The sequence below is a fragment of the Methylotenera oryzisoli genome, assembly GCF_004661485.1.
Classification (GTDB): domain Bacteria; phylum Pseudomonadota; class Gammaproteobacteria; order Burkholderiales; family Methylophilaceae; genus Methylotenera; species Methylotenera oryzisoli.
The window spans coordinates 21,922-37,318 of record NZ_PQVH01000005.1 but is presented as its reverse complement, the minus strand read 5'-3'; the positions used below and the strand labels follow the sequence as shown (position 1 = coordinate 37,318).

Annotated in this window: 16 protein-coding genes; 2 read left to right on the top strand and 14 right to left on the bottom strand. The window is 43.5% G+C overall.

The window, feature by feature from the left end:
- Window positions 1-442: 442 nt before the first annotated feature.
- The 3 genes from C3Y98_RS02515 to C3Y98_RS02505 all read right to left on the bottom strand — a co-directional run bounded on the left by C3Y98_RS02515 (window position 443) and on the right by C3Y98_RS02505 (window position 1,790).
- Window positions 443-823 (bottom strand): hypothetical protein, encoded by a 381-nt coding sequence (locus C3Y98_RS02515; protein ID WP_135276559.1) that lies wholly within the window; start codon window positions 821-823, stop codon window positions 443-445.
- A gap of 171 nt (window positions 824-994) precedes the next feature.
- Window positions 995-1,387, bottom strand: coding sequence for a hypothetical protein (locus C3Y98_RS02510; protein WP_135276558.1), 393 nt, complete (start codon window positions 1,385-1,387; stop codon window positions 995-997).
- Between the two features lie 130 nt (window positions 1,388-1,517).
- The gene (locus C3Y98_RS02505) at window positions 1,518-1,790 is read right to left on the bottom strand and encodes a metal/formaldehyde-sensitive transcriptional repressor (protein ID WP_135276557.1); all 273 of its coding nucleotides are present in this window, start codon (window positions 1,788-1,790) and stop codon (window positions 1,518-1,520) included.
- Window positions 1,791-1,858: 68 nt separating this feature from the next.
- Between C3Y98_RS02505 and dmeF the strand changes: the two genes are divergently transcribed.
- Window positions 1,859-2,797, top strand: coding sequence for a CDF family Co(II)/Ni(II) efflux transporter DmeF (dmeF, locus tag C3Y98_RS02500; protein WP_135276556.1), 939 nt, complete (start codon window positions 1,859-1,861; stop codon window positions 2,795-2,797).
- Window positions 2,798-2,822: 25 nt separating this feature from the next.
- Here the strand turns inward: dmeF and cueR are convergent, their stop codons facing one another.
- Window positions 2,823-3,227, bottom strand: a complete 405-nt coding sequence (cueR, locus tag C3Y98_RS02495; protein WP_135276555.1) for a Cu(I)-responsive transcriptional regulator — start codon at window positions 3,225-3,227, stop codon at window positions 2,823-2,825.
- A 9-nt stretch (window positions 3,228-3,236) separates the two neighbouring features.
- Window positions 3,237-5,426 carry a heavy metal translocating P-type ATPase gene (locus C3Y98_RS02490; RefSeq protein ID WP_135276554.1) on the bottom strand — a complete coding sequence of 730 codons (2,190 nt, stop codon included), beginning with the start codon at window positions 5,424-5,426 and terminating at the stop codon, window positions 3,237-3,239.
- Window positions 5,427-5,574: 148 nt separating this feature from the next.
- On the opposite strand from C3Y98_RS02490, the gene C3Y98_RS02485 reads away from it, so the two are divergent.
- Window positions 5,575-5,769 (top strand): heavy-metal-associated domain-containing protein, encoded by a 195-nt coding sequence (locus C3Y98_RS02485; RefSeq protein WP_135276553.1) that lies wholly within the window; start codon window positions 5,575-5,577, stop codon window positions 5,767-5,769.
- Between the two features lie 330 nt (window positions 5,770-6,099).
- On the opposite strand, the gene glmS is transcribed toward C3Y98_RS02485, so the two are convergent.
- From glmS to atpE, 9 genes are all read right to left on the bottom strand, one after another.
- The gene (gene glmS / locus C3Y98_RS02480) at window positions 6,100-7,941 is read right to left on the bottom strand and encodes a glutamine--fructose-6-phosphate transaminase (isomerizing) (RefSeq protein WP_135276552.1); all 1,842 of its coding nucleotides are present in this window, start codon (window positions 7,939-7,941) and stop codon (window positions 6,100-6,102) included.
- Window positions 7,942-8,039: 98 nt separating this feature from the next.
- Complete coding sequence (glmU, locus tag C3Y98_RS02475; protein ID WP_135276551.1) at window positions 8,040-9,410, bottom strand: bifunctional UDP-N-acetylglucosamine diphosphorylase/glucosamine-1-phosphate N-acetyltransferase GlmU; 1,371 nt, start codon at window positions 9,408-9,410, stop codon at window positions 8,040-8,042.
- Window positions 9,411-9,498: 88 nt separating this feature from the next.
- The gene (locus C3Y98_RS02470) at window positions 9,499-9,924 is read right to left on the bottom strand and encodes a F0F1 ATP synthase subunit epsilon (protein WP_135276550.1); all 426 of its coding nucleotides are present in this window, start codon (window positions 9,922-9,924) and stop codon (window positions 9,499-9,501) included.
- Between the two features lie 41 nt (window positions 9,925-9,965).
- Window positions 9,966-11,393, bottom strand: a complete 1,428-nt coding sequence (gene atpD, locus C3Y98_RS02465) for a F0F1 ATP synthase subunit beta (RefSeq protein ID WP_135276549.1) — start codon at window positions 11,391-11,393, stop codon at window positions 9,966-9,968.
- Between the two features lie 63 nt (window positions 11,394-11,456).
- On the bottom strand, window positions 11,457-12,395 hold the full coding sequence (atpG, locus tag C3Y98_RS02460; protein WP_135276548.1) for a F0F1 ATP synthase subunit gamma: 939 nt from the start codon (window positions 12,393-12,395) through the stop codon (window positions 11,457-11,459).
- 23 nt (window positions 12,396-12,418) lie between these two features.
- The gene (gene atpA, locus C3Y98_RS02455; protein ID WP_036301347.1) at window positions 12,419-13,960 is read right to left on the bottom strand and encodes a F0F1 ATP synthase subunit alpha; all 1,542 of its coding nucleotides are present in this window, start codon (window positions 13,958-13,960) and stop codon (window positions 12,419-12,421) included.
- Between the two features lie 49 nt (window positions 13,961-14,009).
- On the bottom strand, window positions 14,010-14,546 hold the full coding sequence (locus C3Y98_RS02450) for a F0F1 ATP synthase subunit delta (protein ID WP_135276547.1): 537 nt from the start codon (window positions 14,544-14,546) through the stop codon (window positions 14,010-14,012).
- A gap of 23 nt (window positions 14,547-14,569) precedes the next feature.
- The gene (locus C3Y98_RS02445; RefSeq protein ID WP_015833270.1) at window positions 14,570-15,040 is read right to left on the bottom strand and encodes a F0F1 ATP synthase subunit B; all 471 of its coding nucleotides are present in this window, start codon (window positions 15,038-15,040) and stop codon (window positions 14,570-14,572) included.
- 77 nt (window positions 15,041-15,117) lie between these two features.
- Window positions 15,118-15,384, bottom strand: a complete 267-nt coding sequence (atpE, locus tag C3Y98_RS02440) for a F0F1 ATP synthase subunit C (RefSeq protein ID WP_015833271.1) — start codon at window positions 15,382-15,384, stop codon at window positions 15,118-15,120.
- Between the last annotated feature and the right edge of the window lie 13 nt (window positions 15,385-15,397).

Sequence of the window (15,397 nt, the reverse complement as noted above, 5' to 3'; positions counted from 1 at the left end):
ATTTAATTGTTGAAATAGATTGGATGAGGTCGTTTGGAATGTAAATCCAGAACAGCAGGTTGTACATTTAACACAGTGAGCGCAAGCGTGTTTACTCTTATCTGTGCCTTGTGATGCGTTATCGCTAGTTTGCAGTGTGTCATGGGCATGTTCTGCGCTCATGCTATGTTCATTATGCTGGTCGTGATGGTTATCAGTTGTAGCATTTTGGCTGTGATGACTGGAAAGCCGCTCGCAATTCATCATGGCAATTGATGCAAGCCCTTGCGTAGGGATTGCAATCGCAATAAGCCATATAGCAAAAATTTTAATGAATTTTCTCACGTGATTATTATTACATATCTAATTTAAATAAATCTAAAAAATCATTGAGCACTGTAGCTCCCCTAGATGGGCAGCTTACTTCGCCGCCCATTTTTACTAGGTTATCAATACAAAGTCATTACTTCATATGATGGTCGCAAGGCATAGATGATGCGTTCACTTTATGTTCTTCCATCATTTGCCCCATCAAAGTATCCATAATTCTTTGATGCTCAGCGAACCACTCATCACGTTCTTTCTCTGACATGCCTGCTTTCGGTTTCATCTCACGGCAGGCCGCCATGTTGTCATGTAACATTTGCGCATGTTCATTGAGTAGTTTTTGTTGCTCCGCACCTTTTGATGCCTTGGCCTCTTCAAGTTTTTGTTTAGTTAATTGTACATTCTGAATTAACTTCTCTTGAAACGCATCTCGACCCGCCATTACGCTAGCAGAGGCGAAGCCTAGGCATGCAATCAATGTAGTGGTAATCATTGTGTTCATTAATTTGTTGTTCATGGTAGTTCTCCTAATATTAGTTTCACCTTGTTGGTGACAAAGTTTTACGCTCGTTAGAGTATTGCGTAACCTCGAATATCTTTGGTTCTGTGCAATGTTTTGCTTGCTGAATGATCAGGCGCAATGCAGGTTGAGTTACAAATTAAATGCAAAGACGCAAGTCACTCAGCATTAGGAGAATGATTGCTTGGGAGGGTGTAACAAAGGTGGAGAAAAATGTTGATAAAGCGGTATGGTCAACTCTGGATACGCAGTGTTATAACCATCAATTAAGACAATGTTATTTGCTTCGGGTAATTGATAAACACTTACATGACAAAATGAGCATTTCATATTTGAACAGTCTTTAGTGCTTCCGTCTAAGCCATTACTTGTACTTTTTGTATGGCAATCTGCGGACATACTCATATCCATAGCTTCATTATTTATTGAAGTGTGGACTTTCATACTGACAACAGGCAAAGGTGCATCATCGCAGATAGGCATAGTTACCGCAGCAATTCCTTGCAAAGGAACGCTGATAGCAAGAGCTATGGAAACCAGTAATTTGAGCCAGTATTTCATTTTTTGAGTATTGATTCGTTCATTCTTCTATTGATGCTAGACTAAATTTCTCATTACATAGTTCACATTATTAAGGTTCCAACACTGGTAAGGTCAAGCGTTTTTATCAAAAAATTTATCTTTCTTTCTATTATTTTAAGTAAGATCGTAATACGCCTACTACTAGCTCTAATTCTTGCTGCCGTTGTTCTTGTAGCACATTTACACCTAGATGTTCCCGGATGTGCTTCTCCAGCATTTCTGACATCAGCCCATTCACAGCACCGCGTATGGAAGCAACTTGCTGAAGGATGGCAGCACAATCAATATCATCGTTTAAAGCTTTCTCCATAGCTTCAGCCTGTCCTTTAATGCGGCGAATGCGGGTTAATAGTTTCTTTTTATCTTGTGCTAAATGAGCCATCAAAAAACCTTTCTTTTAAATTAAACGTATACTGGGGTATACTATATTTAGTAGATAGAGAGCCCATTATGACACAATCAATTTCCTTAGATACCCTCAAGCACTCGCATAAATTTGATGAGGGAAATCCCTTAGCTGAGAAAAATACCTTGCGTGTTGCCATTCTGACTGCTGTCATGATGGTGGTTGAGATTGCCGGGGGGTGGTATTACAACTCAATGGCACTACTTGCAGATGGTTGGCACATGAGCTCACATGCCGTGGCTTTAGGGTTATCTGTCTTGGCGTATTTTTGTGCCAGGAAGTATGCACATGATCCCCGCTTTTCGTTCGGCACCTGGAAAATAGAAGTATTAGGTGGCTATACCAGTGCTATTTTTTTAGTAATGGTAGCTGGGTTAATGATCTTTCAATCTATTGAACGGTTAATTTCCCCTAGTCCGATTCACTATAATCAAGCAATTGGCATTGCAGTCGTGGGCCTCGTGGTAAATTTGGTCTCTGCTTGGTTACTTAAAGATGGACATCATCATGACCATGGACATGGTAACGAACATGCTGAGCATGATCACCATGGCCATCATGACCTGAATTTACGTTCAGCTTATATCCATGTTATTGCTGATGCAGCCACGTCTGTGTTGGCCATTATTGCGCTATTCGGCGGCAAACTTTGGGGTGCAAGTTGGATGGACCCAGTGATGGGCTTAGTTGGTGCTGTCATAGTTTCTATATGGGCCTATGGTCTACTACGCGATACTGGTCGCGTGTTGTTGGATGCCGAGATGACAGCGCCTGTCGTTGAAGAAATTCGTGAGGTGATTGCGCAGTCACCGATAAAAGCCCAAATCAGTGACTTACATGTTTGGCGAGTTGGGCAAGGCAAATATGCTTGCATTCTTAGCCTTGTGACATACACAGAGGTAGCTCCGGCGTATTTTAAAAATCAATTAAATATACATGAGGAGTTAGTGCATATCTCAATTGAAATCAATCAAATGCGCTGAGCAAGATAATGTTAAATACCGTTGGTCATTCTGAGGACAAGCTATCTAAAATCGGGCAGTCTGGGCGGCCATCGCCATGACAGCAACTCACTAAACGCGATAGCTCTGATTTCATAGCGCTTAACTCTTCAATCTTTTTGTTGAGCATTTCAATATGTTCTGCGGCCAAGGATTTGACCTTGCTACTAGCACGGTTCTTGTCACGCCACAGGCTTAACAAATCGGCAATTTGCTTAATCGAAAAGCCCAAATCGCGTGAATGTCTGATAAAGCGCAACATATGCACATCTTGATGGTTATAGGTTCTATAGCCAGAAAGTGTTCTTGATGCTGCTGGCAAAAGACCTACTTCTTCATAATGACGAATCATTTTTGCAGAGATCCCTGAAGCTTTTGCTGCCTGTCCAATATTGTATAAGTCACTTTGCATAAAACGTCCTTATCTTTTAATTGAGGGTTTCCATTTGCTTAACATCAAGGCGTTCATTACCACACTGACCGAGCTGAACGCCATGGCAGCCCCTGCAATGACTGGGCTAAGTAATCCCATCGCAGCCAGAGGAATGCCTATCAAATTGTATATAAATGCCCAGAACAGGTTTTGTTTAATCTTGCTATAAGTCCTACGCGAAATATCGATAGTATCTGCCACCAAGCTTGGATCAGATCGCATTAATGTTATGTCAGCTGTATGCATCGCTACATCTGTCCCTGAAGACATGGCAAAACTCACATCTGCAGCGGCTAAGGCTGGTGCATCATTGATCCCATCACCGACCATGGCAATCACTGCATCCTTATTACGTAAAGATGCAATGCTACTAGCTTTGGATTCTGGCGTTTGTTCTGCCAACACTTTATCGATCCCAATCATTTCTGCAACACGTGCAGCACTGGTACTGTTGTCACCCGTTAATAAAAGTGTTTTGACTTCTTTATCATGTAAAGCGGATATCGCTTTTTTCGAAGACTCTTTAATTTGATCGCCGAAAGCCAACATCCCCAATAACATAGGGATAGTCTCACCATCTCCCTGTGCGACCCAAGATATGGTGTTACCCGCATTTTTATATGCCAACGCTGCTACATTTTGAGGATTAATGGATACATCCAGTTCACTCATCCAGCGTTTATTGCCTACATAAATGACTTTGTTATTAATTTTTCCATGTAAGCCACGCCCTGCCACATCTCGCACATCGGTGGCAATCGCTGGACTCTTTCCTAATGACTGCAGTTGATTCACAACCGCCTTAGCTAATGGATGTAGGCTATTCTGCTCAATGCTTGCAGCGAGTTCTAACAATAATAGGTCATCCCCATCAATCGCGTTATAAGCCAACAGCACCGGTTTGCCTTCAGTCAGAGTTCCGGTTTTATCAAACACCACCTGCGTGATGCTATGGGCAAGCTCTAATGCTTTCGCATCTTTAATTAAAATCCCGTGGCGTGCTGCCACCCCTGTGCCTGCCATAATGGCGGTTGGCGTCGCTAAACCAAGCGCACATGGGCAAGCAATCACTAATACAGCAACAGCGTTTAATATTGCTTGCTCCCAATTGGCTGAATATAGTCCCCAAGCAAGTAGTGTAATGAATGCAATCACGATGACTACCGGCACAAATACAGCGCTAACTTTGTCAACCAAACGCTGGATTTCAGGCTTTGCTGTCTGTGCGTCCTCAACCAAGCGGATGATACGAGACAACGTGCTTTCAGCACCTATCGCCATCGTTTTAACTAATAGCATGCCATCAATATTAACCGCTCCGCCTATTACCTTATTGCCTACTGCTTTATTCACTGGCTCACTCTCGCCAGTCATCATAGACTCATCAACATGGCTGCTTCCATCGATAATTATTGCATCTACGGGGATTCGCTCACCCGGACGAATAATCACAACATCGTCAATCACAACCTCTTGGAGTGGAATATCTAGCTCCTCATTCAAGCGCCTTACTCTGGCAGTCTCAGGTCTTAATTTCTGTAGGGCACGTATGGCCTCTGTTGTTTGCCTTTTTGCACGTTTCTCTAGCCATTTGCCTAACAGCACAAGGGTAATCACAACACTTGAAGCCTCGAAATATAAATGTTCATGACCTTGTAACATCATATATATCGATAGCAAATACGCGGCTGAAGTGCCGATTGCAACTAGCAAATCCATATTGCCGGTTTTGTTCTTAATGGCCTTCCAGGCAGATGTATAGAATCCTGCCCCCAAGTAAAACTGTACAGGAGTTGCCAGTAGCCATTGAACCCAAACTGGTAGATTCCAATGTCCACCTGATAGACTAAATAGCATCGGGATAATGAGTGGAGTACTTAATAAAACCGCCATTACAATACGGATGCCATTAGCAGACTCATCGTCATGGTGTTCTAGGCTGTGGGTGTGAGTAAGCAACTCAGCACCATATCCGGCATCAATAACTGCCTTTAAAATAGCTTGAGTCTGTAATGATCTTCCCTCTTTTAGCTCTATATGGGCTTTTTCAGTGGCTAGATTAACGCTAGCTGACTCAACTTCAGGAATTTTGCGTAAAGCACTTTCAACGGTAGAAACGCAAGATGCGCAACTCATACCAGTAATTGCAATATCTAAAGCGTGATCAGACCCCGTCATTTTTACCTCCTATTTCAATCATTATGCGTCATCGTAAAGATTCCCACCATTGGAAGGTCAAACGGTATTTTAACAAATAAGAACTGCTTGACCTTGCCATGATGGTAAGGTCTAAAGTGAGGCTTCAACAATTGAAAGGGTGTGCTATATGTATACATTTAATGTACCGAAAATGAGCTGTGGTGGCTGTGTGAATACAATCAGGGCAGCCATACTTCAAGTGGACGAGAGTGCTGTTGTTGAGGTGAGTTTGCCCACAAAAACAGTAAGCGTTCAAACAGGTAGTTCTGAAGAGGTTATTATTAAAGCTATGTCTGATGCTGGATATAAACCATTGCTATAAAGTACTGGTTAAGATTGGTGGCTATGCACTATGTTTAACTGCAAGGGCTTGCATGCGTAATGATTAATAGAAAAAGCTACTTCCTGTAATTCATGAAGTGGCTTTTTTTAGTGCAGTATAAGGGCTCTTTTAAGCGATACTGAGTGGCGACTTTAGGCGGTTATACGCAGCTAATTTTGAAATCAATTAATTTTGAAAAATTAGTTCAAAATATCCTTAATTAATTTATTTTGTCTTAATTTTTATATCGATAAAAATTAAGAATGTTTCAGACATTAAATTATCCACAATATTAGTAATTTAAAGTTCTTAAAGTATGCTAAGCGACACTTACTCTACGGTGACTGATTTTGCCAGATTCCTAGGCTTATCTACATCCGTTCCCTTCAACAGGGCCGCATGGTAAGCCAGCATCTGTACCGGTATCGTATGCAAAATAGGCGAGAGCACGCCTACATGGCGCGGGGTACGTATTACATGCACGCCTTCAGATTCTGTAAAGTGACTGTCTGCATCAGCAAACACAAATAACTCGCCGCCACGCGCTTTCACTTCCTGCATGTTAGATTTTACTTTTTCTAACAACGCATCATTCGGCGCAATCACCACCACCGGCATGGCGCTATCCACCAGCGCCAAGGGGCCGTGTTTAAGCTCTCCCGCAGGGTAAGCCTCGGCATGGATGTACGAAATCTCTTTAAGCTTCAATGCGCCCTCTAAGGCGATAGGGTAGTGTATGCCACGGCCTAGGAACAAAGCATGTTGTTTATTGGCAAATGATTTTGCCCATTCACGTATTTGCGGCTCTAAGTTTAGTGCATGCTGCACGCTACCGGCTAATTGGCGCAGTGCGCCTAAATGTGATTGTTCAGTTTCTTTATCCAATAATCCGCGTTGTTTTGCCAACGTTGCGGCCAAGGTGAATAAGGCCACTAATTGCGTGGTGAAGGCCTTTGTAGAAGCAACACCAATCTCCGCGCCTGCACGCGTATAGAACACAAGCTCTGAAGCACGAGGAATTGCACTCTCTTGTACGTTGCAAATGGCTAGTGTGAGGTGCTGACCCAAGGCTTTGGCATGTTTGAGCGCCTCCATCGTGTCTAATGTTTCACCAGACTGTGAAATCGTCACGATTAGCTGACGCGGGTTAGGTACAGACTCACGATAACGGTATTCACTGGCGATTTCTACATTGGTAGGCAGCTTAGCAATGCTCTCTAACCAGTACTTAGCGGTTAGCGCCGCATAATAACTGGTACCGGCAGCCAAGATTAAAATGCTATCTACTTGTTCAAACACAGCTGCGGCGGCCTTGCCAAACAGGGCAGGTGAGAAGTGATTGTCGTCAATCAATGCCTCTATAGTGTCAGTTAAAGCACGTGGCTGCTCATGAATCTCTTTTTGCATGAAGTGCGAATATGGGCCCAACTCCAAGCTAGCGAGTGACACGTCACTCATATGAATTTTACGTGTTACCTCAACCCCATCGCGCCCCAAAATAGTCACACCTTCACGGCGAATATCAGCCACGTCGCCATCTTCTAAATAAATCACTTTGCGTGTGACAGAGAGCACGGCAGAAACGTCTGAGGCAATAAAGTTTTCGCCTTCACCCAGGCCAATCAATAACGGGCAGCCTAGGCGTGCGGTCACCATATGCTCAGGCTCTTTTTTAGAGATTACACTAATTGCAAACGCGCCTGTAAGCTCACGCACCGCTTTTTGTGTGGCTGCAAGTAAAGGTAGGGTTTGATGGTAGTAATGAATTAAATGTGCAATTACCTCAGTATCGGTTTGTGATTCAAACACATAACCCAAGGTTTTTAAATGTGCGCGCTGCTCATCATGGTTCTCGATAATGCCGTTATGCACAACCGCAACCTCACCATTCAATTGGCTAGGGGACATATGTGGATGTGCATTACTTTCTGTCACACCACCATGCGTAGCCCAGCGTGTGTGGCCAATCCCTACCAAGCCACTTAGCTGTGACTCATTCGCCTTTTCTGTCATGGCTGAAACACGGCCGACAGCACGCACCCGTGCAATGCCTGTATCGTTTAATACAGCCACACCAGCTGAGTCATACCCTCTGTACTCTAGGCGGCTTAAGCCTTCAATCAAGGTTAAAACGACATTTCTATTTGCTACTGCACCTACAATGCCACACATAGTTTTGCTCTCTTAAAATTTTTATCTTGATATGTTCACACAATCCATAGGCTCGAATCTGCTTTGAGCCTATCGACGATCAAATCACTAGTAAGGAATTATTTTTTAATTTTTTGTGGTCGCTTCCAACCCATAATTGACTTCTGCTCTTTAGCACGGCAGAAGGTGAGGGCATCTGCCGGTGCATCTCGAGTAATGGTTGAACCTGCCGCAATCGTTGCGTTTTTGCCTATGGTAATTGGCGCTACCAACTGTGAGTCAGAGCCAATAAACGCACCGTCTTCAATCACCGTTCTAAATTTATTCGCACCATCATAATTACAGGTGATGGTACCAGCACCTATGTTAACCACCTTACCTACAGTACTATCACCCACATAACTCAAATGGTTGATCTTACTACCGACGTCAACCTGTGCATTTTTCAGCTCGACAAAGTTACCAACGTGCGTATCGGCAGCGAGGGTAGTGCCAGGACGTAAGCGTGCAAACGGACCAATACGGCTATTTTCACCAACTGCCGTGTCATCGATATGCGTAAACGCGGCGATCTGTGCACCTGCAGCAATGACTGCATTTTTAATCACGCAATTAGCTGCTATTTTCACACGGTCGCCTAAGGTCACATTACCTTCAAACACGCAGTTCACATCTATCTCTACATCTCGGCCACAATGTAAATCGCCACGCACATCAATACGTGCTGGGTCTTTTAAAGTAACGCCTTGCTGCAATAGCGCTTGTGCTATTCTTGCTTGGTAGACGCGCTCAATTTGCGCCAAATCAGCCTTCGCATTAATGCCGGTTACAGACCACTCATCATCCGTAATTTCAGCTACTACACCCACTTTATCCGCTACCGCTAATGCCACAATATCGGTTAAGTAATATTCACCTTGTGCATTATTGTTGGTTATTCTTGATAACCAGCTTTTCAGATATGCATTTGGCATGGCCATAATGCCAGTATTCACCTCTACAATCGCACGCTGCGCCTGTGTTGCATCTTTATGTTCCACAATGGCATGCACCTCACCGCCTAGGTCGCGCACGATACGCCCGTAACCAGTAGGATCATCTTTATTAAACGACAATATCGCCAGCTTGTTATCCGCCTGCGCAATCAGGCGCTTACAGGCATTCACATCGACTAGCGGCACGTCACCCAATAAAATCAGAGTGTCTGCATCCGCATCCAAATGGGGTAGTGCCTGCTGAACGGCATGACCGGTACCATTTTGTTCTGCCTGATTCACCCAAGTAATCTCTTCGCCGCTAAACGCGTCTTTGACACGCTCACCACCAAAACCATATACAACAATAATCTTATTAGGCTGTAATGCTTTTGCACAATTAATCACATGGGCCAAAATCGGCTTTGCGCCAACCACATGTAAGACTTTAGGTAAATCAGAATGCATACGGGTGCCTTTACCCGCTGCCAATATCACGATATTTAATTTGTTCATGTGTAATTTTGGTCTGTATCTATTCAGAAAGTATAACAAAAAAGGCAACCGAGGTTGCCTTTTTGCTTTAACACCATCTTCAACGCAATTAATGCGTTTTCTTGCGTAAGCGTTCGATAGTTTGAATCTGTGCCACGGCCTCAGACAATTCTGCCTGTGCTGTTGCATAGTCAATATCTGAAGTTCTGTTTTTAAGCGCTTCTTCAGCTGCTTCTTTTGCAGCAATCGCTTTTGCTTCATCTAGATCATGGCCACGTACTGCTGTATCAGCCAATACAGTCACCACACCAGGTTGCACCTCTAACAGGCCACCTGAGATAAAGATTAACGTTTCTTCAGCTTCGTTCGCTTGCTTAATACGCAAAGCGCCAGGCTTGATGGTAGTAATCATTGGTGCATGGTTAGGGTAGATACCTACTTCACCAGCACTTGCAGGTGCAACTACAAACTCAGCTTCACCTGAGAATATACTTGCCTCTGCACTAACTACATCAATATGAACAGTATTTGCCATTATTTTTCCTTAAAGCGTTTAACTAATTAACCAAGTAAAACTTAGTTAAGTGTTTTAGCTTTCTCAACAGCCTCTTCAATACCGCCAACCATGTAGAAAGCTTGCTCTGGCAAGTGATCGTATTCACCAGCAACAATCGCTTTAAAGCCTTTGATTGTTTCTTTTAGTGGTACGTATTTACCTGGCGCGCCTGTAAACACTTCAGCAACGTGGAAAGGTTGTGACAAGAAACGTTGGATTTTACGTGCACGGCCAACAGCCAATTTATCTTCTGGTGACAACTCGTCCATACCCAAAATCGCGATAATGTCACGCAACTCTTTGTAACGTTGTAGTGTTTGTTGTACTGAACGCGCTACGTTATAGTGCTCTTCGCCAACCACTAATGGGTCTAATTGACGTGATGTTGAATCCAATGGGTCTACCGCTGGATAGATACCTAAAGAAGCAATGTCACGTGACAACACAACGGTTGAGTCCAAATGTTGGAAAGTAGTTGCTGGTGATGGGTCAGTCAAGTCATCCGCTGGTACGTAAACCGCTTGGATAGAAGTAATAGAACCTGTTTTAGTTGAAGTAATACGCTCTTGTAAACGGCCCATTTCATCAGCTAGGGTAGGTTGGTAACCTACAGCTGAAGGCATACGGCCTAACAATGCAGATACTTCTGTACCAGCCAATGTGTAACGGTAAATGTTGTCAACGAAGAACAACACGTCACGGCCTTCGTCACGGAATTTCTCAGCCATTGTCAAACCTGACAAAGCTACGCGTAAACGGTTGCCTGGTGGCTCGTTCATTTGACCGAACACCATCGCTACTTTTGATTCTTTCATATCGTCAAGCTTGATAACACCAGCTTCAGCCATTTCATGGTAGAAGTCGTTACCTTCACGAGTACGCTCACCCACGCCTGCAAACACTGATAAACCTGAGTGTTGTTTAGCGATGTTGTTAATCAGTTCTAACATGTTAACGGTTTTACCTACACCAGCACCACCGAACAGACCCACTTTACCACCCTTAGCGAATGGGCAAACTAAGTCAATCACCTTGATACCTGTTTCTAACAGGTCAACAGATGGAGATAACTCTTCAAAGCTAGGTGCTTTTTGGTGAATAGAACGGCGCTCGTCAGAATCAATAGGACCAGCCTCATCGATTGGGCGACCCAACACGTCCATAATACGACCTAAAGTACCTGTACCTACTGGCACTTGAATTTGTGCGCCAGTTGATTTAAACGCAGTACCACGTGCAAGACCATCAGATGAGCCCATGGCAATAGTACGCACAATGCCGTCACCTAGTTGTTGTTGCACTTCCAATGTCAAACCAGCTTCCGCTTGGCTTGATGCGTCATCAATAATCAACGCTTCAAATACTTTTGGCATTTGATCACGTGGGAACTCAACGTCAACCACCGCGCCAATACATTGCACTACTTTACCAATATTTGCTGTACTCATCTTTTTTCCTCGACTCAAACGTACTGTTAGTCAGATATTACTTTAATTAAATTCTTTGCTTGCTTATGCAACCGCTGCTGCACCACCAACGATCTCTGAGATCTCTTTGGTAATCGCTGCTTGACGTGCTTTGTTATAAACCAGTTTCAATTCGCCAATGACGTTTTTCGCATTATCAGAAGCTGACTTCATCGCTACCATACGTGATGATTGCTCTGATGCCATGTTCTCAGACACTGCGTTGTAAACTAATGATTCAATGTAACGTACCATCAACTGGTCAATCACTGGTTTAGCTTCAGGCTCGTAGATGTAATCCCAATGACCTTTAGCCGCACCGATTTCAAGCGCACTCTTAACAACCGCACTAGCACTCAACGCTTCAGATTTCTCTGTCGTTGGATGTGTACCCAAGCGCTCCGCCGTCAATGGAAGCAATTGCTCAATTACTGGCTCTTGCTTCATTGTGTTGATGAACTTGGTGTAGCAGATATGCAACTGATCAATTTCACCAGCGGTATAAGCGTCTAGCATTACCTTAATCGTACCGATGAGTTTATCCAAATGTGGCACATCACCTAAACCGGTAATGTGTGATTTCACATTGGCACCAACGCGGTTCATAAAGGTATAGCCTTTATTACCAATTGCGCTTACAGACAACTTCTTGCCTTCTGATTCCCAAGTTTTCATTTGGTTAACAGTTAAACGCAATACGTTAGTATTTAAACCACCGCACAAACCTTTGTCTGAGCTCACAACGATAATGCCAACATTCTTAACATTGTCACGCTTTAACAGGAAAGGGTGCTTATATTCAGAATGCGCAAGAGAAAGGTGAGCTGCAACATTACGAATCTTCTCAGCGTATGGACGTGATGCACGCATTCTGTCCTGCGCTTTACGCATTTTAGAAGCGGCAACCATTTCCATCGCTTTAGTGATCTTGCGTGTATTTTCTACACTCTTGATCTTGGTTCTAATTTCTTTACTACCAGCCATTTTAGTGTCCTAATAGTTAGATATTAGTAAGCAGTCGTCGCTTTAAAGTCTTGAATTGCTGCATCAAGTGCTTTTTCGTTATCGCCGCTTAAGTCTTTGCTTGTTTCAATCGCATCAGCTAATGCTTTGTATTTAGAAGCGATGAAGCCGTGCAATTTGCCTTCAAATGCTAATACTTTGTTAGTAGCAACATCATCAAAGTAACCTTTGTTAGCTGCAAACAAAGTGATTGCCATGTTTGAAACGCTTAAAGGTGCGTATTGCGCTTGTTTCATCAACTCAGTAAACATACGACCGCGGTCTAATTGTTTACGTGTTGCTTCATCCAAGTCTGACGCGAACTGCGCGAACGCAGCCAATTCACGGTATTGCGCTAAGGCTAAACGTACGCCACCACCAAGTTTCTTAATCACTTTAGTTTGTGCTGCACCACCTACGCGAGACACTGAAATACCAGCGTTGATCGCAGGACGGATACCCGCGTTGAACAAGTCAGTTTCCAAGAAGATCTGACCGTCAGTAATAGAAATCACGTTGGTTGGAACGAATGCAGAAACGTCACCAGCAGCTGTTTCAATCACTGGCAATGCCGTCAATGAGCCAGTTTTGCCTTTAACGGCGCCGTTAGTGAATTTCTCTACATACTCTTCGTTTACGCGAGCTGCACGCTCTAACAAACGTGAGTGGATGTAGAACACGTCACCTGGGTAAGCTTCACGGCCTGGTGGACGACGTAATAACAATGAAATTTGACGGTAAGCAATCGCTTGTTTAGTCAAATCATCATAAACGATCAATGCATCTTCACCGCGGTCACGGAAGTATTCGCCCATGGTACAACCAGCATATGGTGCTAAGAATTGCAGTGCAGCTGAGTCAGAAGCTGAAGCTGCAACTACAATGGTGTATGCCATCGCGCCGTTTTCTTCAAGCTTACGTACCACGTTAGCGATAGTAGAAGCCTTTTGGCCAATCGCAACGTAGATACAGGTCATATTTTGACCTTTTTGGTTGATAATCGCATCAACCGCAACTGCTGTTTTACCTGTTTGACGGTCACCAATGATCAACTCACGTTGACCACGGCCTACTGGCACCATAGAGTCAACTGATTTCAAACCAGTTTGTACTGGTTGTGAAACTGATTTACGTGCAATCACGCCAGGAGCCACTTTTTCAATCTTGTCTGTCAACTTAGCGTTAACTGGACCTTTACCATCGATAGGCTGACCCAATGCGTTCACTACGCGGCCAACTAACTCTGGACCAACTGGCACTTCCAAGATACGACCTGTACATTTACATGTGTCGCCTTCAGTAATGTGTTCGTAGTCACCTAAAACCACTGCACCCACAGAGTCGCGCTCTAAGTTAAGCGCAAGGCCGAATGTGTTGCCTGGGAATTCGATCATCTCGCCGGCCATCACGTTTGAAAGACCGTGAATACGAACGATACCGTCAGTTACTGAAATAACAGTACCTTGAGTACGCGCTTCAGCACTGGTAGAAAAATTTTCTAATCTGCTTTTAATCAGTTCACTGATTTCTGATGTAGATAACTGCATGTAAACTCCTAATAGTTTCTTTGCCTAAAGTTAGGCCATTGCCTGCGTCTTATGCCGTAAGCGTATAGGCTAAATTTTGTAACTGACCTTTGACGGATGCGTCGATCACGGTATCGCCAACAATAATTTTGATGCCACCAATGAGTTCTGGGTCAACAGAAACACTAGCCTCAATCTTTTTACCAAACTTAGCTTCTAAGCGTTTTACTAGGTCTTTAACCTCTGCCGCACTCGGTTTAGCTGCTGCAATAATCTCAGCATCTAACGTACCCTCATCTTGTGCTTTTAACGCCTCAAATGCGCTTGAAATTTCTGGCAAAATGGATAAACGACCATACTCAACCAAAACTTTGACAAGATTTTGTCCGTTTTCGTTAAGTTGATCGCCACACACTTTCAAGAAAGTTGCTTGCAAATCACTGCTCACAACTTTAGGGTCTTGAATATAGGCTTTAATTTGCGCGTCATTTGTAACGGCAGCGGCAAAACCCAACATCTCAGACCATTTACCAAGTGCCTTTTGCTCACGACCCAATTTATAAGCCGCTACTGCATAAGGTCTTGCGATGGTTGATACTTCAGCCATGTGATTTCCTTTATCCCTTAGCCTTAAAGTTCTGCAGCTAGTTTAGATAGCATTTCGCTATGAGCATTTGCGTCGATTTCTTTACGCAAAATCTTTTCAGCACCAGCGATAGCTAATGCAGACACTTGCGCACGCAAACCTTCTTTAGCACGGTTTACTTCTTGATCGATTTCAGCTTTAGCACCAGCTAAAATACGGTCACCTTCAACCTTAGCATTGCCTTTAGCTTCTTCAACGATTTGTGAACCGCGTTTTTCAGCTTGCGCAATAATCTCGCTCGCTTTTTGTTTTGCTTCAGCCAATGTCACTTCTGACTTTTTAGCTGCAACCTCTAAAGCACTGCGGCCTTCTTGCGCTGCTGCCAAACCATCAGCAATTTCTTTTTGGCGCGTTTCAATCGCTTTTAAAAGCGGCGGCCAAACGAATTTCACTGTGAACCAAATCAACACAGCAAATGCGATAGCTTGTGCGATAAGTGTAAAGTTAATGTTCATTTTTGATCCATTTTGTTAATCATAAAAGCACTAGTCATTAAACTTATGTTAATGACTAGTTAGCTTAATTTTGCTAATTACTGAGCAACTACGCTTAATAATGGGTTAGCAAATGCAAACATCATTGCAAGACCAACACCGATAATGAATGAAGCGTCAATCAAACCTAATAGCAAGAATACTTTACCTTGCAAAGCTGGGATCATTTCTGGTTGACGAGCAGCGCCTTCCAAGAAACTTGCACACATAATACCAATACCGATACAAGCACCAGCAGCGCCCAAACCAATAATTAAACCAATACCAACGCCTGTGTAGGCTTGAATCAATGCTAATGCATCCATGTTATTACCCTCT